At 36.5% G+C, this 26,926-nt stretch carries 29 protein-coding genes; 28 read left to right on the top strand and 1 reads right to left on the bottom strand.

The genetic code is table 11. The features are described from left to right. Window positions 1–102: 102 nt before the first annotated feature. The 3 genes from HNQ94_RS13355 (at window position 103) to HNQ94_RS13345 (ending at window position 4,203) form a co-directional block, all read left to right on the top strand. Window positions 103–2,667, top strand: a complete 2,565-nt coding sequence (locus tag HNQ94_RS13355) for a vitamin B12-dependent ribonucleotide reductase (protein ID WP_174494693.1) — start codon at window positions 103–105, stop codon at window positions 2,665–2,667. A 138-nt stretch (window positions 2,668–2,805) separates the two neighbouring features. Continuing rightward, complete coding sequence (mntR, locus tag HNQ94_RS13350; RefSeq protein WP_174494694.1) at window positions 2,806–3,237, top strand: transcriptional regulator MntR; 432 nt, start codon at window positions 2,806–2,808, stop codon at window positions 3,235–3,237. A gap of 75 nt (window positions 3,238–3,312) precedes the next feature. Further along, the gene (locus tag HNQ94_RS13345) at window positions 3,313–4,203 is read left to right on the top strand and encodes a patatin-like phospholipase family protein (protein ID WP_174494695.1); all 891 of its coding nucleotides are present in this window, start codon (window positions 3,313–3,315) and stop codon (window positions 4,201–4,203) included. Between the two features lie 37 nt (window positions 4,204–4,240). Here the strand turns inward: HNQ94_RS13345 and HNQ94_RS13340 are convergent, their stop codons facing one another. Continuing rightward, window positions 4,241–4,612, bottom strand: coding sequence for an SA1362 family protein (locus HNQ94_RS13340; protein WP_174494696.1), 372 nt, complete (start codon window positions 4,610–4,612; stop codon window positions 4,241–4,243). Window positions 4,613–4,967: 355 nt separating this feature from the next. Between HNQ94_RS13340 and HNQ94_RS13335 the strand changes: the two genes are divergently transcribed. From HNQ94_RS13335 to recN, 25 genes are all read left to right on the top strand, one after another. Continuing rightward, a complete protein-coding gene (locus tag HNQ94_RS13335) occupies window positions 4,968–5,501 on the top strand; it encodes a YqhR family membrane protein (protein ID WP_246199915.1) in 534 nt (177 codons plus the stop codon). Window positions 5,502–5,557: 56 nt separating this feature from the next. Next, window positions 5,558–6,004 (top strand): type II 3-dehydroquinate dehydratase, encoded by a 447-nt coding sequence (aroQ, locus tag HNQ94_RS13330; RefSeq protein ID WP_174494697.1) that lies wholly within the window; start codon window positions 5,558–5,560, stop codon window positions 6,002–6,004. A gap of 1 nt (window position 6,005) precedes the next feature. Continuing rightward, window positions 6,006–7,067: a M24 family metallopeptidase gene (locus HNQ94_RS13325; RefSeq protein ID WP_174494698.1), complete on the top strand. Its 1,062-nt coding sequence runs from the start codon at window positions 6,006–6,008 to the stop codon at window positions 7,065–7,067. Window positions 7,068–7,088: 21 nt separating this feature from the next. Next, the gene (gene efp, locus HNQ94_RS13320; protein ID WP_174494699.1) at window positions 7,089–7,646 is read left to right on the top strand and encodes an elongation factor P; all 558 of its coding nucleotides are present in this window, start codon (window positions 7,089–7,091) and stop codon (window positions 7,644–7,646) included. Between the two features lie 221 nt (window positions 7,647–7,867). Further along, window positions 7,868–8,842, top strand: a complete 975-nt coding sequence (spoIIIAA, locus tag HNQ94_RS13315) for a stage III sporulation protein AA (protein ID WP_174494700.1) — start codon at window positions 7,868–7,870, stop codon at window positions 8,840–8,842. Continuing rightward, complete coding sequence (gene spoIIIAB / locus HNQ94_RS13310; RefSeq protein ID WP_174494701.1) at window positions 8,787–9,299, top strand: stage III sporulation protein SpoIIIAB; 513 nt, start codon at window positions 8,787–8,789, stop codon at window positions 9,297–9,299. Before spoIIIAA ends, spoIIIAB begins: the two co-directional genes overlap by 56 nt. A 24-nt stretch (window positions 9,300–9,323) precedes the next feature. Beyond that, complete coding sequence (gene spoIIIAC, locus HNQ94_RS13305) at window positions 9,324–9,548, top strand: stage III sporulation protein AC (protein ID WP_174494702.1); 225 nt, start codon at window positions 9,324–9,326, stop codon at window positions 9,546–9,548. 4 nt (window positions 9,549–9,552) lie between these two features. Further along, complete coding sequence (spoIIIAD, locus tag HNQ94_RS13300; RefSeq protein ID WP_174494703.1) at window positions 9,553–9,942, top strand: stage III sporulation protein AD; 390 nt, start codon at window positions 9,553–9,555, stop codon at window positions 9,940–9,942. Window positions 9,943–9,964: 22 nt separating this feature from the next. Next, a complete protein-coding gene (spoIIIAE, locus tag HNQ94_RS13295; RefSeq protein ID WP_174494704.1) occupies window positions 9,965–11,140 on the top strand; it encodes a stage III sporulation protein AE in 1,176 nt (391 codons plus the stop codon). A 15-nt stretch (window positions 11,141–11,155) separates the two neighbouring features. Next, window positions 11,156–11,764: a stage III sporulation protein AF gene (gene spoIIIAF / locus HNQ94_RS13290; RefSeq protein WP_174494705.1), complete on the top strand. Its 609-nt coding sequence runs from the start codon at window positions 11,156–11,158 to the stop codon at window positions 11,762–11,764. Beyond that, window positions 11,761–12,384 (top strand): stage III sporulation protein AG, encoded by a 624-nt coding sequence (spoIIIAG, locus tag HNQ94_RS13285; RefSeq protein ID WP_174494706.1) that lies wholly within the window; start codon window positions 11,761–11,763, stop codon window positions 12,382–12,384. The genes spoIIIAF and spoIIIAG overlap by 4 nt, the downstream gene beginning before the upstream one ends. Window positions 12,385–12,403: 19 nt before the next feature. Further along, window positions 12,404–12,991 carry a SpoIIIAH-like family protein gene (locus tag HNQ94_RS13280; protein WP_311771631.1) on the top strand — a complete coding sequence of 196 codons (588 nt, stop codon included), beginning with the start codon at window positions 12,404–12,406 and terminating at the stop codon, window positions 12,989–12,991. A 723-nt stretch (window positions 12,992–13,714) separates the two neighbouring features. After that, on the top strand, window positions 13,715–14,218 hold the full coding sequence (gene accB / locus HNQ94_RS13275; protein WP_174494707.1) for an acetyl-CoA carboxylase biotin carboxyl carrier protein: 504 nt from the start codon (window positions 13,715–13,717) through the stop codon (window positions 14,216–14,218). 13 nt (window positions 14,219–14,231) lie between these two features. Beyond that, window positions 14,232–15,587, top strand: coding sequence for an acetyl-CoA carboxylase biotin carboxylase subunit (gene accC, locus HNQ94_RS13270; RefSeq protein WP_174494708.1), 1,356 nt, complete (start codon window positions 14,232–14,234; stop codon window positions 15,585–15,587). A 77-nt stretch (window positions 15,588–15,664) separates the two neighbouring features. Next, complete coding sequence (locus HNQ94_RS13265) at window positions 15,665–16,066, top strand: Asp23/Gls24 family envelope stress response protein (protein WP_174494709.1); 402 nt, start codon at window positions 15,665–15,667, stop codon at window positions 16,064–16,066. 648 nt (window positions 16,067–16,714) lie between these two features. Further along, window positions 16,715–17,101: a transcription antitermination factor NusB gene (gene nusB / locus HNQ94_RS13260; protein ID WP_174494710.1), complete on the top strand. Its 387-nt coding sequence runs from the start codon at window positions 16,715–16,717 to the stop codon at window positions 17,099–17,101. A 14-nt stretch (window positions 17,102–17,115) separates the two neighbouring features. After that, complete coding sequence (gene folD / locus HNQ94_RS13255; protein ID WP_174494711.1) at window positions 17,116–17,961, top strand: bifunctional methylenetetrahydrofolate dehydrogenase/methenyltetrahydrofolate cyclohydrolase FolD; 846 nt, start codon at window positions 17,116–17,118, stop codon at window positions 17,959–17,961. Window positions 17,962–18,059: 98 nt separating this feature from the next. After that, complete coding sequence (gene xseA, locus HNQ94_RS13250; protein WP_174494712.1) at window positions 18,060–19,421, top strand: exodeoxyribonuclease VII large subunit; 1,362 nt, start codon at window positions 18,060–18,062, stop codon at window positions 19,419–19,421. After that, a complete protein-coding gene (locus HNQ94_RS13245) occupies window positions 19,402–19,638 on the top strand; it encodes an exodeoxyribonuclease VII small subunit (protein ID WP_174494713.1) in 237 nt (78 codons plus the stop codon). The genes xseA and HNQ94_RS13245 overlap by 20 nt, the downstream gene beginning before the upstream one ends. Before the next feature lie 5 nt (window positions 19,639–19,643). After that, on the top strand, window positions 19,644–20,522 hold the full coding sequence (locus tag HNQ94_RS13240) for a polyprenyl synthetase family protein (protein ID WP_174494714.1): 879 nt from the start codon (window positions 19,644–19,646) through the stop codon (window positions 20,520–20,522). A 754-nt stretch (window positions 20,523–21,276) separates the two neighbouring features. Beyond that, entirely contained in the window at window positions 21,277–21,879 is a 603-nt protein-coding gene (locus HNQ94_RS13235; RefSeq protein WP_174494715.1) for a hypothetical protein, read from the top strand. Between the two features lie 16 nt (window positions 21,880–21,895). After that, window positions 21,896–23,785, top strand: a complete 1,890-nt coding sequence (gene dxs / locus HNQ94_RS13230) for a 1-deoxy-D-xylulose-5-phosphate synthase (RefSeq protein ID WP_174494716.1) — start codon at window positions 21,896–21,898, stop codon at window positions 23,783–23,785. Continuing rightward, window positions 23,786–24,607 carry a TlyA family RNA methyltransferase gene (locus HNQ94_RS13225; protein ID WP_174494717.1) on the top strand — a complete coding sequence of 274 codons (822 nt, stop codon included), beginning with the start codon at window positions 23,786–23,788 and terminating at the stop codon, window positions 24,605–24,607. It abuts the gene before it with no gap. Between the two features lie 99 nt (window positions 24,608–24,706). After that, entirely contained in the window at window positions 24,707–25,156 is a 450-nt protein-coding gene (ahrC, locus tag HNQ94_RS13220) for a transcriptional regulator AhrC/ArgR (protein WP_174494718.1), read from the top strand. Between the two features lie 25 nt (window positions 25,157–25,181). Further along, window positions 25,182–26,915, top strand: coding sequence for a DNA repair protein RecN (gene recN, locus HNQ94_RS13215; RefSeq protein WP_174494719.1), 1,734 nt, complete (start codon window positions 25,182–25,184; stop codon window positions 26,913–26,915). Window positions 26,916–26,926: the final 11 nt, after the last annotated feature.

Here is a 26,926-nt window from a genome sequence, read left to right as displayed (position 1 = left end):
TTGATTTTTTGTAATGGCATATGATAACTTATATATAACATAAATCAGAAAACATCGATGTAAAAATTTATCGAAAGATAGCGAAGTAAGGGGAGAGAGTTAATGCAGTTAGTAAAAGAAGAGCTAGTGAAGGTTGATGTGGACAGGTTAAACAAAGATATAAGCCTATTTAAACAGGTTCATCCTATTACAAATGACATGAAAATTTTACATAAAGGTGTATCTAGACTTGTAATGCTTGATCGGTATGCATTTAAGGATACGGAAAAAACAACTTTAGTCGAAGGGGATTTTGTTGTACTAACGATTAAAGAGGACCCTAAGTTTCCAGCAAGAGGACTTGGTTTTATTCAATCTATCGATTGGGAAAATAAGCAAGCAGAAGTTTTAGTAGAAAAAGAGTTTTTATCTGTACTAGATAATGAACGGGAAGCAGAGACGGGAATAGTAAAACGATCGTTAGATGTAATTGAAAAGCCATTAGAAATCTATTATGAACAAATTGCTCGTCGTAATGCTTATGGCTTATCTTCAGTTGAGACTACTCCAGAGAAAAGGCAGAAATCTTTTGAACAATTTTATGAGCAGTTAGCAAACCTTCATTTTGTACCTGCAGGTCGAGTTTTGTATGGAGCAGGTGCAGATACGGATGTAACTTATTTTAATTGCTATGTGATGCCTTTTGTTCAAGACTCACGTGAAGGTATTTCCGATCATCGTAAACAAGTGATGGAGATAATGAGTCGTGGCGGTGGTGTTGGAACTAATGGTTCTACATTACGCCCAAGGAACACATTAGCAAAAGGGGTAAACGGAAAATCGTCTGGTTCTGTTTCTTGGTTAGATGATATCGCTAAACTTACGCATTTAGTTGAGCAAGGTGGTTCTAGACGTGGAGCACAAATGATCATGTTAAACGATTGGCATCCAGATATTATTGAATTTATTATTTCTAAGATGCAAAATCCGCGTATCCTACGTTATTTAATAGAAAACATTGATGATGAACAAATACAAAAATTAGCAAAAGATAAATTGAAATTTACGCCTTTAACAGAAGCAGAAAAAGACTTATATCAAGGTGTATTAAATTATGAAAATATACCTGGTAACGGTGGATTTACACAAAAAGTAATCAACGATGCTCGTAATAAATTGAGAGACGGCGGGACATATAATGTTCAAAACTCGGAATTTTTAACGGGAGCAAATATTTCCGTTTGTATAACAAAGGAATTTATGGAAGCTGTTGAAAATGATGAAATATATGAATTGAGATTCCCAGATGTTGAGAATTATAATGCAGAGGAAATGAAAGCATACAATAGCGAATGGCATGAAGTAGGTGATGTTCGCGAATGGAATAAACTAGGATATGGTGTTCGGGTATACAGAAAGGTTAAAGCTAAGGATCTTTGGAACTTAATTAATATATGTGCAACCTATTCCGCTGAACCAGGTATATTCTTTATCGATAATGCCAACGACATGACCAATGCAAAAAGTTATGGACAAAAAGTAGTGGCAACGAATCCTTGTGGTGAGCAACCTCTTGCTCCGTATAGTGTGTGTAATTTGGCAGCTGTAAATTTAGCTGCAATGGCTGATAAAAACAATAAAACGGTTAACTATGAAAAGTTAAAACAATCCGTTGAAGTAGGCGTGCGTATGCAAGATAACGTAATAGACGCAACACCTTATTTCTTAGAAGCTAATCGCAAACAAGCTTTAGGTGAACGTCGTGTTGGTCTTGGTGTGATGGGCTTACATGATTTGCTGATTTATTGTGAAACAGAATACGGCTCTTCAGAAGGTAATGTACTGGTAGATAAAATCTTTGAAACAATTGCAACTACTGCATATCGTACATCTATTGAACTTGCTAAAGAAAAGGGTAGCTTCCCGTTTTTGGTTGGAAAAACAGAAAAAGAAACGCTACAATTAAGAAAAAGATTTATCGAAACGGGCTATATGGCAAAAATGCCTGAGGATATCCGTCAAGATATTTTGAAATATGGTATACGTAATTCACACCTTTTAACTGTTGCTCCTACAGGTTCAACTGGAACAATGGTGGGTGTTTCAACAGGACTAGAACCTTATTTTTCTTTCACCTATTATCGAAGCGGAAGATTAGGTAAATTTATTGAAGTAAAAGCAGATATAGTTCAAGAATATTTAGATGCAAATCCTCATCAGGATCCTGCACAATTACCGAAATGGTTTGTAACAGCAATGAGTCTATCACCAGAGGCACACGCAGATACACAATGTGTTATTCAAAAGTGGGTGGATAGCTCTATTTCTAAAACTGTAAATGCCCCACGAGGTTATACAGTAGAGCAAGTGGAAAATGTTTATCAAAGACTCTATCGGGGTGGAGCAAAAGGTGGAACTGTATACGTTGATGGAAGTAGAGATTCTCAAGTTTTAACATTAAAAGCAGAAGAAAACGAGCTTGATCAAGACGTAACGGTACAACAAGAAGTAAAAGCTGCCCCGAAGGTAGTATTGATGGACACCGTTCAGGAATTAGGTAAGACGAATGTAACAATCGGGTCCGAAGTAGGGGATACTTGTCCGGTATGCCGAAAAGGAACAGTTGAGGACATGGGTGGCTGTAATACATGTACCAACTGTGGTGCACAACTTAAGTGTGGACTATAAAATGAAACGAGACGGCTAATTAGCCGTCTTTTTTAAACTTAATTAAGATACTATAGCTTTTCTTGTCATGGTATGTAAACTATTGTATGATTTTTATATTAAAACAAAAAAGGTAACAATAGTTTGGAGTGTATATATATGCCGACCCCAAGTATGGAAGACCACATTGAACAAATATATCTATTAATAGAACAGAAAGGGTACGCTAGAGTATCAGACATCGCAGAATCTTTACAAGTACATCCTTCATCCGTGACAAAAATGGTTCAAAAATTAGACAGAGACGGTTATTTAAACTATGAGAAATACAGAGGACTTATTTTGACAGCAAAAGGTCAGAAAATCGGCAAGCGACTAGTCTATCGTCATGAGTTACTAGAACAATTCTTAGGAATTATTGGCGTTGATAAAGAAAAAATTTATGAAGATGTAGAAGGAATAGAACACCACCTTAGTTGGAATGCCATTGATCGGATTGGTGATGTAGTTCAATATTTTGAGGAAGACCCTTCTAGACTTGAAGCACTGAAAAAAGTTCAGGATGAAAATGAAAATCAATCAAATACATAATATAAAACCTTCCCTATGGTTCTAAATTTTTTAATCGCAGATTATACTTTTAGAAAAAATAGTGGGAGGTTTATTTTGAAAGTAGACGGTGTTTTTTCCGGTGGCGGGGTAAAATCATTAGCTTTTATAGGGGCATTAGAAGTAGCAGAAGAACAAGGAATACGATTTGAGCGTACTGCAGGTACATCAGCAGGAGCTATAATGGCTGCTCTATTAGCTGCGGGATATTCAACGAAAGAAATAAAACATTTATTTCTAGATTTAGATATGGGCTATTTTCTTCAAGAACCGACTGGAATAGGAAGGGCCCTACCCTTTTTAAAGTGGTTAACCCTTTATTTTAGTCTTGGGCTGTATAAAGGAAATAGATTGGAAGCTTGGATGAAAGAAAAGCTGTTAGCAAAAGGTATATATCGATTTAGTGACCTGAAACCAAACACATTAAAAATAGTAGCTTCCGATTTATCTTTAGGTAAAATAGTTGTATTCCCAGATGACTTGGAGCGACTTTACAATTTAGATGGCAACCACTACTCGATAGCAAGAGCGGTTAGGATAAGTGCTTCGATTCCATTTTTTTTTCGGCCAGTAAAGTTTTTAGGGCAAACTAAGCGAAAAAATGTCTTAGTTGATGGAGGTTTATTAAGCAACTTTCCTATATGGCTTTTTAAAGATGGAGAAAAGAAAAAGAGGCCGATTTTAGGAATGAAAATAAGCTCTTTATATGATCGAATTCCAGCTAGAGAAGTTAATGGGGCAATTGACATGTTTTATGCATTATTTACAACAATGATGCAAGCACACGATGCGCGTTATATATCAAAAACAACCTCGGATCAAATTATGTTCATTAATACAGAAGAAATAGAAGCTACTGATTTTCATATCGATTTAGAAACGAAAAAAAGATTAATCGATATTGGCCAAAGAAGTGCTGAAAAGTATTTAAAGAGATGGACTTATTAAATGATCGTTTGAGCCAATAAAAAAGAAGAACGAAGCATCAAAAAGATGCTCGATTCTTCTTTTTTTCTTTTTTTCCGTCAATCACTCTTAAGTGAGTTGTGCTTTTCTTTTGGCTTGTTTTCTTTTTTTGTTGAGCCTTTGCGGCTACAGAATACATTTTTTGGTCGTTACTAGTACCGTATTTCTGATTTGATTGCTTAACGGCTTTTTTATATTTATTTGAAAATCCACCAGAACCTCTTCTTCTCAAAAAGAAATAGAAGATTCCAAACAAAATAGCTGCAAATCCAACCGACATAACAACAAATCGGAAGAAATCTGCGGTATCAAAAAGTAGCTGACTAAAAACGCCGATAATTGCGAGCCCGATTAAAACATAAATAAGAGGATTTATTTTGCGTGGAGACATAGTGGACCTCCTTTCTTGTTCAATGAATCATTAACTACTATCAAACGATTTTCATTCTTTTTAATTAGTTAATGAAAAAATACAAAAACTAGGTAAGCGTGGTATTTTTTTCAAGATAACTTCTCTAAGATTGTTCCCTACTTTTAAGAAATTATTCTTTTTTTACTTGTAAAAATATAGATAACGGAGGCTTGATTTGATAAATCAGCAAATACTACGTGCTAATTTATATGTATGATGTATTTTGGATATTTATCTATATTTTACTAGAAAAAAGAATGAACGTACATTATTTGACATATGGAAGCATGTCTTTTTATTAAATGGGAAACGTTAACTATTGGAGGTGTTGTAATTGGAGAATAATCAAACAGAACCAAAATTAGAACAAAACCAACATAAAAAGCCAATGTCTCTTTTTCATAAAGCTATTTTAACTGGGTTCGTTGGCGGAGTATTTTGGAGTGGATTAGCTTCTTTAGCTTATTACTTTAATTTTATGGAAGTATCTCATGCCAGTTTTATTTTAAGATCTTTCTTTAATGGTACATGGACACAAGGGTTATTAGGGGAAGTTATTAGTATGGTTATTGTTGGAGTTTTGTCCATAGGTACTGCCCTTGTCTATTACTTGTTTTTCAAAAAAAGAGGTGGCATGCTTCCCGGTATATTGTTTGGATCAGTATTATGGATTGCATTTATGTATTTCCTAAACCCTATGTTTGAGGCAGTTCCTCTTTTCTCTGACTTAAAAATGGATACGGTTATTACGAGTATATGCTTATACGTGTTGTATGGAACATTTATTGGGTATTCCATTTCGTACGAATATGAAAATATACAATTAGCAAGTAGTAATAAGGGAAAAAGCTCACAAAATGCTGGTTGATATGATAAACTAAAAAATATTAGACTTTCTAGGAATGGAGGCACTGGGGGAGGCTTATGAATCAATTATTGTTATTAAATGGACCTAATTTAAACCTTTTGGGGAAAAGAGAGCCACATATTTATGGAAACTCTGGTTTAGATGAAATTGAAAATGAAGTACGTATGCTTCTTCAAAAACATGGTTGGGAATTAAGTAGCTTTCAGTCTAATCATGAAGGGGAATTGATAGAAGCAATACAAAAAAGTGATGGGAAATACAAAGGTATTATATTTAATCCGGCTGCTTATACACACACAAGTGTTGCACTACGGGATGCGATTAGTGCTGTTGATGTTCCTGTTATTGAAGTCCATCTATCAAATGTCCATAATAGAGAGCCATTCAGAAGAGAATCCCTACTTGCTCCCGTTTGCTGGGGGCAAATTTCAGGTTTAGGAGCAATTGGCTATAGTGTTGCTGCGCATGCATTCCTAGAAATGCATAAAAGAAAGGATGGGTAAAGTGGAGAAACTAGCAAAACTAAGAAATTCATTAAATGAAGAAAAGTTAGATGGTTTAATTCTTACAAGTGATAAAAACCGTAGATACATGACTAATTTCACAGGAACAGCAGGGGTTGTGCTCGTTACACAGGAAAATGCTCTTTTTATTACTGATTTTCGTTATACTGAGCAGGCAACAGAACAGGCAAAGGGTTATGACATTATTGAGCATAAAGCTCCGATTGTAAAAGAAGTTGCAGAACAAGTAGATAAGTTGGGATTAAAGCGTGTAGGTTTTGAGAAAGACCACATGACTTTTAGTACATATGAAGCGTATAAAAACGAGGTTAAGGCTGAACTTGTACCTGTTTCTGGAATTGTAGAAAAACTAAGGTTGATAAAGACAGAGGAAGAAATTAATATTATAAAGGAAGCTTGTGAAATAGCAGATGCAGCTTTTGATCATATTTTAGGTTTTATCAAACCTGGAGTAAAGGAAATCGAAGTTTCTAATGAATTAGAGTTCTTTATGAGAAGTAAGGGAGCTACATCTTCATCTTTTGATATTATTGTAGCTTCTGGATACCGATCAGCGTTACCACACGGTGTTGCTACCGAGAAAGTTATTGAATCTGGTGAACTCGTTACGTTAGATTTTGGTGCTTATTATAAAGGATATTGTTCTGATATTACTCGTACAGTTGCTGTTGGTGAAATCAATGACAAACTGAAAGAGATATATAACACTGTCCTTGAAGCACAACTTCTTGGTATGCAGGGCTTGAAAAGTGGAATAACAGGCAAAGAAGCAGATGCTTTAACGAGAGACTATATTACGGAAAAAGGATACGGAGACTATTTTGGCCATTCAACAGGACATGGTATTGGACTGGATGTTCATGAAGGACCAGGCTTATCATTCCGTAATGAACAGCCGTTACAACCTGGAATGATTGTAACAGTAGAACCAGGCATATATGTACCAAATGTCGGTGGCTGTCGTATTGAAGATGATGCACTTATTACGGAAGAAGGTAATGTCAGTCTAACAAAGTCTCCAAAAGAATTAATTATTTTGTAACAGTGAAAGGGGAAAAATAGCGTGATTTCTGTTAACGATTTTCGTACTGGTTTAACAATTGAATTAGATGGTAATATATATCAGGTTATAGATTTCCAACACGTAAAGCCTGGTAAAGGTGCTGCGTTTGTTCGTTCGAAACTTCGTAACCTACGCAACGGAAGTGTGCAAGAAAAAACGTTTCGTGCTGGTGAAAAAGTAGGCAAAGCGCACTTAGAAAGAAGACATATGCAATATTTATATGCTTCTGGAAATGTGCATACGTTCATGGATCAAGAATCATATGAGCAGTTAGAACTCCAATCTTCCCAACTAGAAGATGAACTAAACTATTTGAAAGAAAATATGTCCGTAACTATTCTAATATATGCTGGTGAAACACTCGGTGTAGAGTTACCAAATACAGTGGAGTTAAAAGTAGTAGAAACAGAACCAGGTATTAAAGGGGATACGGCTAGTGGTGGAACGAAGCCAGCAACGGTTGAAACTGGTTTAGTTGTTCAAGTACCTTTCTTCGTAAATGAAGGGGATACATTAATTATTAATACTAGTGATGGTAAATATGTATCACGTGGTTAATCGTGTGAAAGCCTTTGTCTTTAGTAGACAAAGGCTTTTTTTGTTGCGTTTGGTCTAGTCAAATACCAAGAGAATTCTAGATAGATGACTGCTGCCTCTTGATTCCCTTTCCCCCATTCCAAATTTTTTTCTCTACTAATCATTTCTATTCTCTAGTCATATTTTATCCTACTAAGCATAGATTGAAAGTAACTATTCCAACAGGTAAAGGAGAAATATCTTTGAACGAAGTATTGCGTATCTTTCCACGTGATTTGACAGAGAAATTACAAAACGAAATCGTTACATGGGACAACCTTGAGGAAATTAGAGTACGTGTAATGAAACCAGTTGAATTAGTTTTTTCAACATACTCTCGCATCATCAAAGATATGATTCCGACAGAGTCGGATGCTCAATTTATTTTAAGTCAGCTAAGTGAACATTCCATATACAGGTTTGAAGATGAACTAAGACAAGGTTATATCACGATAGAGGGCGGACATCGTGTTGGAATTTCAGGAAAAGTGAATACAGAGAACGGACTCGTAAAAGCGATTAGACATCTTACTTTTTTCAATTTCCGGATTGCAAGAGAAGTGAAAAATATTAGTCAATCCTATCTACCCTATTTGTTTGAACAAAACTATCTGAACACCTTGTTAATCGGCCCACCTAAATGCGGAAAAACAACATTTTTACGGGATATTGTTCGTTTTATGAGTAACGGCTATCAACACTTCCCACCTAAAAAGGTAGGCGTTATTGATGAGAGGTCTGAAATAGCTGCCTGTAAAAACGGTATACCACAGCATGATGTGGGAATTCGTACAGACGTGATGGATGCCTGTCCAAAAGCAGAGGGTATGATGATGATGATTCGTTCCATGTCTCCAGATATTTTAGTTGTGGATGAAATTGGGAGCGAAAATGATGTGAAAGCACTATTGGAGGCACTATATGCTGGTGTTACCGTTATTTGCAGTGTGCACGGAAGTAGTATAAAGGAAATTCGCAATCGGCCATCTTTATATCCTTTATTCCAAAATAAAGCATTTAAACGTTTTATTACATTTTCTAATCAACCAAAACCAGGAACGATTCAATCGATAGCTAATGAAAGTGGACATAATCAAATTTTGCAAACAAGGGGAATAAACAATGAAATGGATAGGGGCAATACTACTGCTTTGCGCCACCACATTAATCGGGTTTGATATCGCAAAGCGCCTTGAAAATCGTCCGAGACAAATAAGGCAACTTAAAAATGCATTACAAGTTATGGAAGCTGAAATTGTGTATGGACATAGTCCGGTTCAAGAAGTATTTCTTCGATTATCGAAGCAGGTCCCAAAGCCCTTAGCACTGTTATTCCATCAACTATACCTAGAGCTGGAAAATAAGCAATTATCCCTTTATGAAGTTTGGAAATCTACATTGGATAATTTTTGGCATAAAACAGCGATGAAAAAAGAAGAAAAAGAAGTGATGGAACAGTTTGGACAAACTTTGGGTCAACATGACTTTGTCCAGCAACAAAAACACATACGCCTTGCCTTATCCCATTTAGATCGGGAGCTTGAAAGTGCTGAAGAAGAAAAGAGAAAGTATGGGAGAATGGCAAGAAGCTTAGGTGTTTTAGGTGGTTTGTTCATTATTCTTCTTTTTATTTAATGGGGAAAGGAGTCGGCACCTACTATGATCAGTCAAGTATCTTTGTTGTTTCAAATAGCAGGAATAGGAATAATTGTTGCTATTATCCACACTCTTTTAAAGCAAGCGGGAAAAGAAGATATGGCACACTGGGCTACATTAATCGGGTTTATCATTGTTTTAATTGTAGTCGTAGAAAATCTAGCAGATCTCTTTCAACAAATAAAATCTGTATTCCTTTTTCAACTTATCTTTTTAGGAGGACTTTAAGCCTATGGAGATTTTTCAAATAGTCTCCTTCGGTGTACTAGCCGGCATTTTATCCATTATTGTTAAAGATCAAAATTCTGGTATTGCCTTTTTTATTGCTATTTTTACTGGAATTGTTATTTTTATCATTTTAATTCAGTATCTTTCCGATATCTTTCAGATGTTAACTTACATAACTTCTAAGGCCAATATAAACTTCATGTATATCGAAACAATTTTAAAGATAATTGGGATAGCTTATATAGCTGAATTTGGTGCTCAAATTACGAGAGATGCCGGACTTAATTCCATTGCTTCCAAGATCGAACTAGCAGGAAAAATATTTATTTTATTCCTAGCCGTACCTATTTTAACTGCAGTAGTAGAAACAATTCTTAGCTTTATTCCGCTTTAGACTTGGAAGGAGAGACAATCTTGTGAGGGTACCAGTTAAATATAAAATCATAACGACTCTCCTGTTTATTCTCATTGTCATTATCCCAACTGTCCATGCCGAGCCTAATCCTGACATGTGGGTTAATGATCAAATACAGGACAAGTCCTTTTCGAAAATAGGGGATGCTTGGGGTTCCGTAACACACCAGTATGGGGAGTTTCTTCCCGAGATGACTAATAAAGATTTAACAGACTTTGTAAAGGATGATGCACCTCTCTCTATTCAGAACTGGATCCAGGGATTAGTCAAATACTTGTTTCATGAACTCTTTTTAAATGGAAAATTACTTGGGTCTCTTATATTACTAACGTTATTTTCCGTCGTATTGCAGACTATGCAAAATGCATTTGAATCCAAAGCAGTGAACAAAGTTGCTTATGCTGTTATTTACTTAGTTCTTATTACATTAGCACTAAATAGTTTCCGTTTAGCTGCTTCCTATACAACCGATGCAATAGAAGCGATGTCTCATTTTATGAATGCCCTAATACCATTAATCTTAGCTATTATGGCTTCAGTTGGAAGTATCACTTCACTAGCATTTTTTCATCCTATTATCCTGTTTTTAATTCATACGAGTGGAGTGCTCATTTCTAAGGTTATTTTGCCATTACTATTCTTATCGGCATTACTACACATTGTAAGTTCCCTTAACGAGCATTACAAAGCTACTCAGCTAGCTAATCTATTAAGAAATGCTGCACTAACTATTATGGGTGTTTTTCTTACAATTTTCTTAGGAGTTATTTCTGTTCAGGGTGCAGCCACTGCAATTCAAGATGGTATTGCGTTAAAAACCGCAAAGTTTGTTACAGGGAATTTTATTCCTGTCATTGGAAGGATGTTTACAGATGCAGCAGGTACTGTTATGTCCGCATCCATGCTTTTGAAGAATACGATTGGATTAGTAGGAGTAGTTACGGTGCTTGCCATTGCACTATTTCCAGCTATAAAAGTTTTGGTAATTGGTATCATATATAAACTTGCAGCTGCTATTTTACAACCAGTAGGTGGAGGACCAGTAATTACAACACTAGATTTAATTAGTAAACACATTTTCTATATATTTGCAGCTTTACTTGTGGTGACAATGATGTTCTTTTTCGCGATTGTTATTCTTGTTGCAGCTAGTAATTTAACCTTAATGGTACGTTAGGAGGTTTGATGGAAATTGGACTTTATCCAACAATGGGTAACAGAAATTATTATATTTTTGCTGATTGCCATGATTGTAGATCTTTTACTTCCACAATCTACAATGCAAAAGTATGTCAAGTTTGCAGTTGGTTTAATTTTAGTACTCATTTTCCTTCAACCATTATTTCAATTATTTAAGGCAGATGCCTCTCAAATCTTTCAAAATGGACTTGCATATAACGAAGCTCAATCTGAAGAAATAAAAAATAGTATAGAAAAAGAAAAAATAGAAATACAAGCCTCTCAACGTGCATATATATTAAATCAGATGGCTGTCCAACTAAAAAAACAAGCTGAGGGGGAGTTGATAAACGACTATGGAGTAACAATTCAAGACATAACTTTTACCTTTCCAAATGATAGCGAGGAAGTGAATTGGGAGGACATGGAAGGTCTACATGTATTCCTAAAAAATGCTGATGATCCAAGGGGTGCTGAAGTAGAGGATGTGGTCATTGATTTTAATCAGGAAAAGCCTGCAGAAGAATTACCAATCGATGATATTAAACACGATTTATCCTCCCTCTGGGAGATATCTGAAGAACAAATACATCTTGAATGGGAGGGGGGCGATAACACGTGAAAAACATATGGTCACTTTTTAAAATCAAAAGGGATGAGAACGGAAAGCCTACAAAATTCTCATACATTATTATCTTAGGCTTAATAGGGTTATTACTTGTTCTACTAAGTAGTATGTTCCAAGAAGAAGATAGTGCGAACCCTTATCTAAATGAGGGAAACAATAGTATGGAGCAAAAACAAAATGAACCCCTATTAACAGAGGACGATAAGACCGCTATCATTTCAGAAATGGAAAGTAAGTTTGAAAGAGAACTAAAAGCTATTCTTGAAAGCTTGGATGGCGTTTCTAACGTTGATATTATGATCAACTTAGACGCGACGAATCTGAAAATATATGCAACAAATACAGTCGAAAGTCAACAAACAACGCAAGAGACAGATACAAATGGTGGAGAAAGAACGATTGAAGAACTTACCAAGGATGAACAAAGTGTGATCATTCGAAGAAATAATGAGGAATCGCCACTTTTAATACAGGTTAAAAAACCAGATGTACGTGGCGTTATGGTGGTGGCATCAGGCTTGCAAAACATAGAAGTAAAGAAAATGGTCGTTGAGGCCGTTTCAACAGTTCTAGATGTACCTACCCATAGAGTTACAGCAAACCCTAAATCGTAATGAGGAGGAGAATGAGAATATGATGTTAAAAAAACAAACAGTGTGGCTACTTACAATGTTGAGTCTACTAATTGTCTTGAGTGTGTATTATATGACTTCCCCAGGTGGTGAGCAAGTAGCATTCATTGATGACCAAAATAACGATGAGTCAGAAGAGATGGATACAGGAGATACAATTGAAACAAATGTAAATGAAGGGGCTACGGACGGAGTAGAAACGGATGAGAATGGCAATGTAAGTTCTGGTATATCATCTGATCAAGTATTTACAGCTATCCGAATGGACATCCAAGATGAAAGAAGCCGTAAGAAAGAACAATTAGAAGATATTGTTGCATCTAGCAGTGTTTCTTCTGAAGAAAAGAATCAAGCAATGGAAGAAATGGCTAGATTAGAGGAACTAAAAACAAAAGAAGCAATTTTAGAAAAAGTAATTCAAACAGAAAAAAATTATGAAGATGTTCTCGTACGTGCTGAAGACGACATGATTCATGTCACTGTTAAAGCATCTGAAGTTAGTGAAACAGATACAGTTCATATTATGCAAATGGTAAGAGATGAATTTGGTGACATTCCTGCTAATGTAAAGTTTCAACCAAGTGAATAATATTTAACCTGATCCCTTGTCGTCAATTGCGGCAAGGTTTTTTGTTTTTCTTTATTCTTTCAATAGATGGCGATTTTTTCACTAGTTCATAGTTGATGGATAATGCGACGTAACTAATATAGCTTGAAGCATGTGGTAGCAGGTCGCTGCTGCAGAATACTTCGCTTTCCATGGGTTCCCCGTGAGCCTCCTCGACTTCGTCTGCGGGGTCTCACATAGCTCACACTTCCCATAGGAGTCTGCGTATTCTGCCTCCGCTAAGGTTAAATGTTTTTAATTATGAGTAGTGAAAACACCAGGCTTTTGTTTTGGGATTTCTTCTCGCACGTAAAGACCACTAAACAAAGCAGCGGAAACATGCAAGACTCCAATGGGAGAGCAAGAGTCTGAAGGCCCCGCAGCGGCGTTTTCCCGCGAGGAGACTGAAGCCTTGCCCATGGAAAGCGAGTATGTTTCCGCGGCGTCGGATTATCTCTCAACATGTATAGAATGGTCGCTTTTTTTTGTCTTAATTGTGTCGCAGTTTCCATCTATTATGTAAAATAAAAATCTTGAGTAAACTGCCTTTATAAATTTTTTTAAAGGGAATTAACCGTTACTAATGGAAATAATTAAGGAAACGTTCTCTTTTCGAGTTGAAGTTTTATACTAACTTATAATAAAATGTTAAGAGGAGTTATTAGTACCTAATATTAAATTATAAAAAATGAAGGAGTGCCGGAAATGAAAGTACAAGAAATCCGAGAGCTCATTAAGTTAATTGATGAATCATCTATCGATGAGTTTAAGTATGAATCTAACGGAACAAAGGTAAAACTGAAGAAAAGAACTGTGGAAGCAGCAGCTCCAGTAAAAGAGCAAGTTGTTGTTTCTGAACCTGTTATTCAACCACAAAGAATGGAAACATCTACAGCACAAACAAATGATAAGCCACAAGTAGAACAAGCTGCACCTGTAGCGGAAGTTAAAGAACAGGCGCCTAACTATGATCAGGAAGTCACATCACCTATGGTTGGAACTTTTTATAGAGCGCCATCGCCAGACAGTGATCCGTATGTGCAAGTTGGAGACAAGGTGAAAAATGATTCAGTTGTTTGTATTGTAGAAGCAATGAAGCTATTTAATGAAATTGAAGCGGAAGTAAATGGTGAAATTGTGGAAGTACTCGTAGAAGATGGTGAACTAGTCGAATACGGCCAGCCATTGTTTAGAGTGAAGAGCAAATAAGGGGTTGACTTCTTTGATTAAAAGATTATTAGTTGCAAACAGAGGAGAAATAGCTGTTCGAATTATACGTGCTTGTAAAGAGATGGGTATTCAAACTATTGCTGTATACTCAACTGCTGATAAAGAAGCACTACATGTAAAACTTGCAGACGAAGCATACTGTATTGGACCAGTTACGAGTAAGGAAAGCTATTTGAATGTAACAAATATAATGAGTCTTGCTACTTTAACAGAAGCAGATGCTATCCATCCAGGCTATGGATTTTTAGCAGAGAACGCTGACTTTGCAGAAATTTGTAAAGAATGTAATGTTATCTTTGTTGGTCCAAGTGCTTATTCTATTCAGAAAATGGGTACGAAAGATGTAGCGAGAGAAACAATGAAAAGTGCTGGTGTTCCGATTGTTCCTGGTTCGGATGGGATTATCGAAAACGTTGATGAAGGAATAAAAATTGCAGATGAAATTGGCTACCCCGTCATCATTAAAGCGACTGCAGGTGGAGGCGGAAAAGGAATACGTGTTGCAAGAACAAAAGAAGAGCTAATAAAAGGCATTCGTGTAACACAAAATGAAGCAGAAACAGCATTTGGGAATCCTGGTGTTTATTTAGAAAAATACATTGAAGATTTCCGACATGTAGAAATTCAAGTAATTGCCGACCAACACGGCAATACTGTCCACTTAGGTGAACGCGATTGTACAGTACAACGTCGTTTACAAAAATTGATAGAAGAAACACCTTCTCCAGCTATTACACCTGAAATAAGAGAGAAAATGGGTCAAGCTGCTGTGCGAGCAGCAGAGGCAGTTGATTATCACGGTGCTGGAACTATTGAATTTATATTTGATCATAATACAAATGAATTTTACTTTATGGAGATGAATACTCGTATTCAGGTGGAGCATCCCGTAACAGAGATGGTAACAGGGATAGATTTAATTAAAGAACAAATTACTGTTGCCAATGGTGAAAAGCTTTCTTTTACACAAGATGATGTTACTTTTAATGGTTGGTCCATTGAGTGTAGAATTAATGCAGAGGACCCAAGCAAGAATTTTATGCCATCACCTGGGGAAGTAACAATGTATTTACCACCAGGAGGATTAGGGGTGCGTGTTGACTCCGCTGCTTATTCTGGATGGAAAATACCTCCGTATTATGATTCGATGATTGCAAAATTAATTACTTACGGAAAAACTCGTGAAGAAGCAATTGACCGAATGCATAGAGCTTTGGATGAATTTGTAATTGAGGGAATTAAAACAACTGTTCCATTTCATCAACGGATGATGAAGCATCCTGTTTTTAAGGAAGGAAATTTTAATACAAAATTCCTTGAAAAGTATAATATAATGGAAAATGAGTAAGAAAAGGGCAAAGCACCTTTTATATCTAAAATGCTAGGTGCTGGAGCTCGACATCTTGCGAAAAAGGAGTGACGTCAATGGCTGAACATAACTTACTTAATGTTAGTACTGACACATCTTTAGGAAGTGTGGAAATTGCACCAGAAGTTATTGAAGTGATTGCAGGTATTGCTGCTAACGAAGTTGCTGGAGTTGCACAAATGCGTGGTAATTTTGCATCCAGTATGACCGAGCGTTTCGGTAAAAAGAACCATGGTAAAGGTGTTAAAGTAGAATTATCCGATAAAGGTATTAAGATTGATATCTTTTCTGTTTTAAACTACGGTGTTTCGATTCCAACTGTAGCTCAAAAAATTCAAGATAATATTCGCCAAGCTTTAAAGAATATGACGGCCTTAGAAATTGAGGAAATTAATGTTCATGTAGTTGGTGTACAAATGGAGCATAAAGAAGACGAACCAAAATCAAATGATGCATAATGCAAAGGTCACAGAGTTATTTCTGTGACCTTTTCTTCTTTATATAAGCCTTTTTATGTATTTCGCAATAGAAGGAAACTGCGATGTAACTTATATGTATAAATCACAGCCGCTAAGGAAATACACTACCCGCACCTTTAGGGCTCGCGTTGAGCCTTCTCACTCGCACAGAACGCTCGCTGTTGGGGTCTCAACGTCTTCGCTGTCCTGAAGGAGTCTACGTGTATTTCCTTCGCTAAGCACGTGTCTGAAGACCCCACAGCGGTGGTTTTCCGCGAGGCGGCTGAGGCCGTGCCCGTGGAAAGTGAAGTATTCTGCCGAAGCGGCGGTGTAACACTCAACAGTCATAGCTATAGTTTGTCGTAGTTTACATAAACTGCGAAAATATCCTTATAAAGAGAACGATTTCTCTCTTGGTGATTGACCTTATGTGGCTAGGAGTTTCTCACCGGATAGATTCTTATGCCTAATGGATGCGGTTTTTTGGCTCACTATTTTAACGAATACCCCTTTAAATAGCTTTTATTTCTTTAAAATGTTATCATTCAAAGGAAAATGAAGTCATATTTTTCATCGTTTAAGGAAACGAATTACGGTGAAATTAACTAATGATACTATTTTTGATGATATAAAAAAGGAGCATGTAACATGATACGAAGAAATGCTAGGGTAAAAGCGTTTCAAATTTTATTTCAAATGGATATGAACGATATTTCACCAAAGGATGCCATTCTCTATGCAACAGATGAAGAATCTATTCATCCATTTACGTCTGAATTAGTATATGGTGTGTCAGAACATAAAGAAAAGATCGATCAAATGCTATCGGATAACCTCGTTAATTGGTCATTAAGTCGCCTTGCTTTAGTTGAAAAAACATTACTGCGAATTGCAACTTATGAAATAAAATATAAAGAAGAAATACCAATCAAAGTTTCCATAAACGAAGCAATTGATATTGCCAAGGAATATGGCGAGGAAAACTCTGGTAAGTTTATAAATGGTGTTCTGTCTAAATTAGTGGATGAGCAATAGGAAGGGGAAATAGCATGCCAGCTGAAGTCATATATGGAACAGAAATTGCTACGAAGTTAAGAAATGAATTGAGAAAAGAAATAATGTCATTACAGAAAAAAGGAATTCAACCTGGTCTGGCTGTTATTATTGTGGGCGACGATCCTGCTTCCAAAGTATATGTTAGAGAAAAAAAACGAGCTTCTGAGGCTATTGGTATACATTCTAAAGTCATTGAATTAAACGAAGCCACTTCCCAACAAGAGCTTTTGGATAAAGTATTAGAATTAAACAACGATTCATCAATACATGGGATATTAGTTCAATTACCTCTTCCAAAGCATATTGACGCAAAAATAATCATTGAAAGCATTACCCCTAACAAGGATGTGGATGGTTTTCATCCTATTAATGTAGGAAGATTAATTACGAATCAAGAATGCTTTGTCCCATGTACACCGTTGGGGATTTTATATATGATTAAGGATAAAAACATTCCAATAGAAGGGAAGCATGTAGTGGTTGTAGGGCGTAGCAACATCGTGGGTAAGCCTGTTGGTCACTTATTTCTTAATGAAAATGCAACTGTAACCTATTGTCATTCTGCTACAGAAGATTTGTATAACCATACAAAGAAAGCAGACATCCTAATTTCAGCTGTAGGAAAACCAAATCTTATAAATGAACAAGGCGTTAAGGATGGAGCAGTTGTAATAGATGTTGGGAACAGTGTCCTTTCTAGTGGAAAACTATCAGGAGATGTTAATTTTGATGTAGTAAAGGAAAAAGCGTCTTACATTACTCCTGTTCCAAAAGGTGTAGGTCCGATGACCATTACGATGTTATTAAATAATACAATCATAGCAGCAAAACAATCATAAAAAACTAGCCGATTTACAGAACCTTGAGACAGTTTATGTGTTGTCGTACAAGGAATAAAGATAATCTTTTAATATGGTGAAAAAGGGGATTAAGTATTGTGAAGGATCGGTACTTAACGGTTACAGCGTTAACAAGATATATAAGAAGAAAAATGGAAACAGATCCTAATTTGAAGCGGGTATATTTAAAAGGGGAAATTTCAAACTTTACGCAACACTCTAGAGGTCATATGTATTTAACCTTGAAAGATAATCAGTCTAAAATTCAAGCAGTCATGTTTGCTGGTCATAATAAACAGATAAAATTCAGACCTGAAAATGGGATGAATGTCCTCGTCGAAGGTGAAATAGGTGTCTATGAACCCCACGGACAATACCAGCTTTATATACACCAAATGCAACCAGATGGTATAGGTGCTCTTTATCTAGCTTATGAGCAACTGAAGGAAAAACTCGAAAATGAAGGGTTATTTCGTCAAGATAGAAAAAAGAAAATCCCTTTATATCCAGAACATGTCGGTGTCATTACTTCTCCTACGGGTGCTGCAGTACGAGATATTTTTTCCACAATAAATAGAAGGTATCCAATTGTGAAGAAAACGTTACTTCCCGTTTTGGTACAAGGCGATTATGCAGCAAAGTCAATTGTACAAGCTATTAAAAAGGCAAACGACTTAAATATGTTTGATGTGTTAATAATTGGACGAGGTGGAGGTTCCATTGAGGAATTGTGGAGCTTTAATGAAGAAATGGTAGCTCGAGCAATCGTTCAATCAAACGTACCTATTATCTCAGCTGTAGGACATGAAACAGACTTTACGATAAGTGATTTTGCTTCTGACTTAAGGGCTCCTACACCTACGGGAGCAGCAGAGTTGGCAGTTCCATCTTTGCTGGATGTACAGGACAGAATTACGATAATGACCAAGCGCATACAAAAAAGCGCTTCTATGCATATTTCCACAAGAAAAGAAAGACTTACTTCCATACAGCAATCTTATGCTTTTCGATACCCAGAGCAATTGTTAAAGCAGAAAGAGCAAGACTTAGACAGACTTTTTGATCAATTACAAAAGGTTTCCAAGCAATATGTTACATATAAGAAAGAAAAAAGTGATTTTATTTCTAAAAGACTAGCTCAACTTCATCCAGCTCGAAAAGTAGAACAGACAAAACTTGAGCTACAAAAGTTAACAGAGCGTCAACAACGAGCAATGGAACAACAAATAAAAACGAAACAACAATCCTTTACACATAAGATAGAAAAATTAACGCTTTTAAACCCACTGGAAATTATTCAACGGGGATATGCCATTCCTTATAATGAAAAGAGAGAAGTTGTCAAGACAATAAAGGATGTACAACCCGGGGACAAAATGTTTGTTAAATTGAAGGATGGATTAGTTGACTGCCAAGTATGGGGATTAGAGGAGGATAAAAATGACGGAAGATCAAAATAAAGAAGTAAGTTTTGAAGAAGCTATTATGAAGTTAGAAGCTATTGTAGAGAAATTAGAAGAAGGCGATGTTCCTTTAGAAAAAGCAATTGATTATTACCAAGAAGGAATGAAATTATCCAAATTTTGTAATGACAAACTAACAAAAGTAGAAAAACAGATGGAACAAATATTAAACGAACAAGGTGAGCTAAAGCCGTTTTCAGTGCAGGAGGAATAAGTAGCGTGACTTTTTTAAATTATGTAAAGGAAAAACAAGAATGGTTCAATTACGAGCTTGAGGCAATTGTAAACGAATTTAACAGTCCAAAGCGACTTAAGGAGTCCATGCTATATTCCATAAAAGCTGGGGGTAAAAGGCTTCGGCCAATATTAATGATGGCTGCTTATGAAGCATTTCGTCCGATAGATAAAAAAGTTGTACATCCAGCTGCTGCGTTAGAAATGGTTCATACATATTCTTTAATACATGATGATTTGCCTGCAATGGATAATGATGATTTTCGAAGAGGGAAACCGACAAATCATAAAAAGTTTGATGATGCAACGGCAATACTAGCCGGTGATGGATTACTTGCAGGGGCGTTTCATGTTATTACTACCTCTAATTTTCTTCATGCAGAAGAAAAAGTTTATTTGGTTAGGGAATTGGCTCAGGCTAGTGGACCAGAAGGTATGGTAGCAGGACAAATGCTTGACTTAGAAGGGGAAAAAAAATCCCTTTCCTTGCAAGAAATGGACCAGATTCATCTTCTTAAAACAGGAGAGCTTATACGGTTTGCTATACGGGCAGGGGCCTATTTAGGAGGAGCTATTCCACCACAAATAGAGGCTATTGATGAATATGCTACCTGCCTCGGACTCATTTTTCAAATTCAAGACGACGTATTAGACGTAATTGGTAATGAAGAAAAATTAGGTAAACCAATTGGTAGTGATGAGCAGAGTGAGAAGAGCACCTATCCAAAAATATTAGGGTTAGACGAGACGATAAAGAAAAAAGAATGGTATATGGAAAAAGCTGCACTAGCGTTAAAAACAGCAAAAGTTAATCATGAAATTTTATATGATTTCATTGATTATTTAGGTAATCGCGACTATTAATGAGAATAATTGTAATTGAGAACATGAAAGAACGTATGGTATATTAATAGTACTAAAGGGATGGTGTAGTATTCTAGTCAGTCCCCCGTTCTTGAAGGCGGGCCTAAAAATCCGCCAAAGGGCACATCGATGAAGTTCCTTGTGTCGGCTTGAGGCGCCCAGCCTTGGGTCGGTGCTGGGAGTTAAGGTTGTGGGGCGATCCACAAAGGCATGTGGGCGTTGACCCTACTTCCGCGGAGGCCCATTACTGTGGCATTAAGCTACCGCGAAGTGCTATGGGATGGGGTATGAACCTGCACGATAGGGTTGGGAATCTCTATCTGCAGCGTAGCCTGCCTTGAGTGGTGTTGAGGGGATAATGGTTTAATGCAGTAAAATAGCAGGCCACTATTTGCTGCCTTGTATACCATTTGAAATCAACACTGCAAAAGAGGCTAGGGAACGGTTAAAGGACTGTAGAGGAAAACTCCTAGACTACTCGATTGTGACATTTAATGAGGATTATAGTGCAGGCTAAGTGGTAATCCAGTCTAGCTTTCGGTGACGGAGCTAAGTTGAATTTAAAGGGGAACCGCCGTAGAGGCAACTCGCGGTATTCAATTGGGAAAACCTACTGGACCTAAGCTGCAATTTTTACTTATTAAATGACCATTCCTTTCTTTATATTTTATAAACAAAGATTATTTTTGACCAAAAGGCCAATTTTTTATTAACATACTGTTCATAACTATTTACATATAGAGGAAGTATAAAAATGAGTCAGCAATTTAACAAGTCGTTACGCTTTAGTATAGGAATTGCCGTTATCACTTTTGTGTTAGCGGCCCTTTTTTCAATTATTTCATCCATTTTATTAAATGGTGTCGGATGGTTTGCTGGTATTTTTATTGTTTTAAGCATCGTCTTAATTGGTGTCATTTTTGACATGTTTGGGATTGCTGCAACTGCTGCAGACGAAGTTCCATTTCACGCAATGGCAGCAGAAAAGGTTCATGGATCTAGGCAAGCGATTGTAATTGTAAGAAATGCGGACCGGTTTGCAAGTTTTTGTAATGACGTAATTGGAGATATATCTGGGATTATTAGCGGTACCGCCTCAGCAGTTGTTGTCCTTCAATTAGCACTCGGATTCGGTTATAATGAAGGTTCCACTAACCAATTTACCATTTCCATAATATTCACGAGTATTGTTGCAGCTTTTACGGTAGGTGGAAAAGCGTTAGGTAAATTTTTTGCTATCCATTCTTCTACCCAAATTATATTATTTGCAGGAAAAGTAATTGCCTTCATCGAGAAGCATTTACATATTAGAGTGCTTCCTGCGCTTAAAAGGAAGAACGGAAGAAATTCCCAATGAAGGTGAGTGATCCATCATGGATCTAAAGGAAATACAAGATCCAGCTTTTTTAAAGACGTATTCAACGAAACAGTTAGAGGAGCTTGCGGAGGAAATTCGTGAGTTTTTAATTGACACCTTATCTAAGACTGGCGGTCATTTAGGACCAAACCTTGGGGTTGTAGAATTAACTTTAGCTCTTCATAAAGCATTTAATAGTCCAGATGATAAATTTATTTGGGATGTAGGCCACCAATCCTATGTTCATAAAATTCTAACTGGCCGAACAAACCAGTTTGATACGTTGAAAAAACATAAAGGACTGAGTGGTTTTCCGAAGCGGTTAGAAAGCGAACATGATGTTTGGGAAACGGGCCACAGTTCAACTTCTTTGTCTGCTGCAATGGGAATGGCTATTGCTCGCGACTTAAAAGGAGAAAAAAGTTATATTGTTCCAATCATTGGAGATGGTGCCTTAACTGGTGGTATGGCCTTAGAAGCATTAAACCATATTGGACATGAAAAAAAGAATATAATTGTTATATTAAATGATAACGAAATGTCTATTGCCCCTAACGTTGGGGCTGTTCATAATATTTTGGGTCGATTACGTAGTGCGAATAAATACAATTGGTTTAAAGATGAAATGGAATATCTCCTGAAAAAAATTCCTGCAGTAGGTGGTCGACTGGCTCAAACCGCAGAACGCATAAAGGATGGTATGAAATCGTTTGTCGTTCCTGGGATGTTTTTTGAAGAATTAGGTTTTACTTATTATGGTCCAGTGGATGGTCATAATTTTGATAGTCTATTTGAGAATTTAAAATACGCGAAAAAAACGGAAGGTCCTGTTATTATTCACGTCCTAACAAAAAAAGGGAAAGGCTATCATCCAGCTGAAGCGGACAAGATTGGTACATGGCATGGTGTCGGTCCCTATAAGATTGAATCCGGAGAATCGATTAAAAAAAGGGCAAATGGACCCGCGTGGAGTAAGGTTGTAAGTGATGCGTTAGCCAAAATTGCTCGAACAAATAATAAAGTTGTAGCGATAACACCGGCTATGACAGTCGGGTCAAAATTAGAGGACTTTAAAAAGGAATTTCCCGATCGATTATTTGATGTTGGTATTGCTGAACAGCATGCGACAACGCTTGCTGGTGGATTAGCAACTCAAGACATGAAACCGTTTTTATCTATCTATTCTACTTTCCTTCAACGAGGATATGATCAGGTGGTACACGATGTTTGTCGCCAAAACTTAAACGTTATATTTGGAATAGATCGAGCCGGTCTTGTAGGAGCTGATGGGGAAACACACCAAGGAGTTTTCGATATATCGTTTTTACGTCACGTACCGAATATGGTACTTATGATGCCTAAAGATGAAAATGAGTGTCAGCACATGGTATATACAGCTGTGCAATATGATCAAGGTCCAATAGCACTTCGGTATCCAAGAGGAAATGCCGCCGGAGTACCAACAGATGAGGAAATGAAAGAAATTCCAATAGGTACTTGGGAAGTGTTAAAAGAAGGTAAGGATACTGTTATCTTAACTTTTGGTACCACAATAGATATGGCTTTAGAAGCAAGTCGAATTTTAGAGCAATCGGACTTGTCGGTACGCGTAGTCAATGCGAGGTTCATTAAACCTTTAGATGAAGCCATGCTCAAAACAATCCTTCATGAAGAAATTCCTATTTTAACGATTGAAGAACATGTTTTGCAGGGCGGATTTGGAAGTGCAGTTTTAGAATTTATCCAAGAAGCTGGAAAGATGAATACTAAAATTGCAAGAATGGGAATCCCAGACCAATTTATTGAGCACGGTAGTGTAAGTGAGTTGTGGAATGAAATTGATTTAACAACAGAAAATGCAATAAGAAAGATTACAGAAATGATTCCTAATAAACAGAGGGCTTGATTGTTCATGAAAAAAGTTAGATTAGACATGCTGCTTGTTGAAAGAGGGCTATTGGATACAAGGGAAAAAGCGAAGAGAACTATTATGGCAGGTCTGGTATTTTCAGAGCAAGTTAGACTGGACAAGCCGGGTGTAAAAGTTGATGAAAATATTCCGATAGAAATAAAAGGAAGAGCAATCCCTTATGTAAGTAGGGGTGGTCTTAAACTGGAAAAGGCTTTACACGAATTTGATGTTTCAGTTCGAGATAAAGTTGTTATCGACATCGGTTCGTCTACTGGTGGCTTTACTGATTGTGCTTTACAAAATGGTGCAAGGTTAAGTTATGCGATTGATGTAGGGTATAATCAACTTGACTGGAAGCTACGAAGCGATGAAAGAGTTGTCGTGATGGAGAAAACTAATTTCCGTTATGTCACAGAGGAGCAATTAAAGTTAGGCAAGCCAAACTTTGCAACTATTGATGTATCCTTTATTTCTCTTCGAATTATTTTGCCAGTTCTTAAAAACTTATTGCTTGAAAATAGTGACGTGGTTGCGCTAATTAAACCTCAATTTGAAGCGGGTAGAGAGCAGGTTGGAAAAAAAGGTATTGTAAGAGAGAGTAAAATTCATCGTCAAGTGTTGCGAGATATGTTAGAATTTGCAGTAAAAGAGGGATATTTAGTAAAAGCTTTAACTTTTTCTCCAATTACTGGAGGAGAAGGAAATATTGAATTTCTAGTCCATTTATCATGGAATCACGCAGAAGGAAGCATTTCCCCTAGTGTTAATATTAACGATACAGTAGATGAAGCACATGACACCTTAAAGAAGAACTAATACAACGAGTAGGGGCTACAAATTTTATGATGTAGTCCCTTTTTCTCTGTTAGATGGGGCAAAAATTACTTGAAACAGAATATAAGTGAGGGGTAAAGGATGAATAAGGGCCAAAGGCATATCAAAATTCGTGAAATCATTGCAGACAATGATATTGAAACGCAAGATGAGCTTGTCGATAAATTAAAAAGTCTTGGTTATAATGTGACACAAGCTACTGTTTCAAGAGATATTAAAGAGCTACATTTAGTGAAGGTCCCGATGTCTGATGGAAGATATAAATATAGTCTACCTGCAGATCAGCGATTTAACCCATTAAACAAATTAAAACGTCTAATGATTGATGCATTTGTAAAAATTGACACAGCAGGTCATTTTATTGTGTTAAAGACATTACCTGGAAATGCACAGGCAGTTGGCGTATTAATTGATAATCTGGACTGGAACGAAATATTAGGCACCATCTGTGGTGATGATACTTGTTTAATCATTTGTAGATCCGAAGAAAGCACCCAAGAATTACGCAAGCATTTTTTAGAGATGCTGTAAACTCCACAAAGTTGAGGTGGACATCGTGTTAGCTGAGCTTTCCATTAAGGATTTTGCCATAATTGATGAAATAAAAATACAATTTAAAGAAGGTTTAACTGTTTTAACAGGAGAAACTGGTGCTGGTAAGTCAATAATTATTGATGCTATCCACTTATTAGCTGGCGGTAGAGGGTCCGTAGAATTTATCAGACACGGAGCTAATAAGGCCGAAATCGAAGGCCTATATTTTATTGATAACCCTAATCATCTTGCCTATAAAAGAGGACAAGAATTTGGGATAGATGTTGAAAGTGATGGCATGCTTATTTTACACCGTACCATAACGTCCTCAGGAAAAAGCATATGTAGAGTTAATGGTAAACTTGTAACATTAGCGATCTTAAAGGAGTTTGGACAAACATTAATTGATATACATAGTCAGCATGAAACGCAATCGCTAATGGACACAGATAAACACTTGGTCTTATTAGATTTATATAACCGTGATAAAATTGCTCATGCGAAAGATGAGTATAAAAAACTTTATATTGAATACAAGCAATTAGAAAGACGCCATAAGGAATTAAGTGAAAGTGAAAGAGAACTTGTTCAGCGATTAGATTTATTGAAATTTCAACAAACAGAATTAGAAGAAGCTAACCTTCAGGTAAATGAAGATATCGAATTAGATGAAGAACGCAATACGTTAGCAAATTACGAAAAAATATATCAAGGACTTAATGATGCATATTATGCTTTATACGGAGAGCAAAAGGGCTTAGATTGGCTTGCACATGCTATGACTTCTCTTGAAAGTATAAAGGAATATGATCAAGATTTAAAAGAAAAAGCAGACGAATTATCTAATCAGTATTATATCGTCGAAGAGTTATCCTTTCATTTACGTAATAAACTGGATGAAATGGAATTTGATCCGGGACGTTTAAATGACATTGAGGCAAGATTAAATGATTTGAATCGTTTAAAAAGAAAATATGGGAAATCTGTTGCTGATATGTTGGATTATGCTGCTTCTATTGACGAAGAAATTGAACAATTAGAAAACAAAGATATCCATTTATCTAAAATAGAGAAAGAATTAGTAAGTAAAGGAAAAGACTTACTACTTGCTGCGGAACAGTTACATGAACTACGAAACGTAGCAGCAACTAATTTGAAAAAAGCGATTTTAACTGAATTGAAGGATTTATATTTGGAAAAAGCTAATTTTGATGTTCAATTTTCCTATTCTACAGGTAACGAGAAAGATCCTGAAAGAAATGGAAAAAGAATAAAACTTCATGAAAATGGATTTGACCATATACAGTTTTTGATCAGTACCAACTTAGGTGAACCACTTAAAGAAGTACACAAAATAGCATCTGGTGGGGAATTGTCCAGAATTATGTTAGCAATTAAGAAAAACTTTGCCCGTCACCAAGGAGTAACAAGTGTTATATTTGATGAAGTAGATACTGGAGTGAGTGGAAGAGTGGCACAAGCCATTGCAGAAAAAATTTACACAATATCGAACAGCTCTCAAGTACTATGCATTTCTCATCTGCCTCAAGTTGCATCCATGGCTGATACGCACTTATTAATTGAAAAATTGGTAAAAAAAGACCGGACCATTACGAAGGTCTCAGAGTTAACAGAAGCGGAAAAAGTTGATGAATTAAGCCGAATGATTACAGGTGCTGAACTGACAGAAACGACAAAAGATCATGCAAAAGAACTTATAATATTAGCTAATAAGTATAAACTAAAGCAGTCGTGACGTGACACGGC

The sequence above is a fragment of the Salirhabdus euzebyi genome (assembly GCF_014207435.1).
Classification (GTDB): Bacteria; Bacillota; Bacilli; order Bacillales; family Alkalibacillaceae; genus Salirhabdus; species Salirhabdus euzebyi.
Note: the sequence above shows the minus strand (reverse complement) of the source record. Positions and strands in the feature narration are given on the sequence as shown.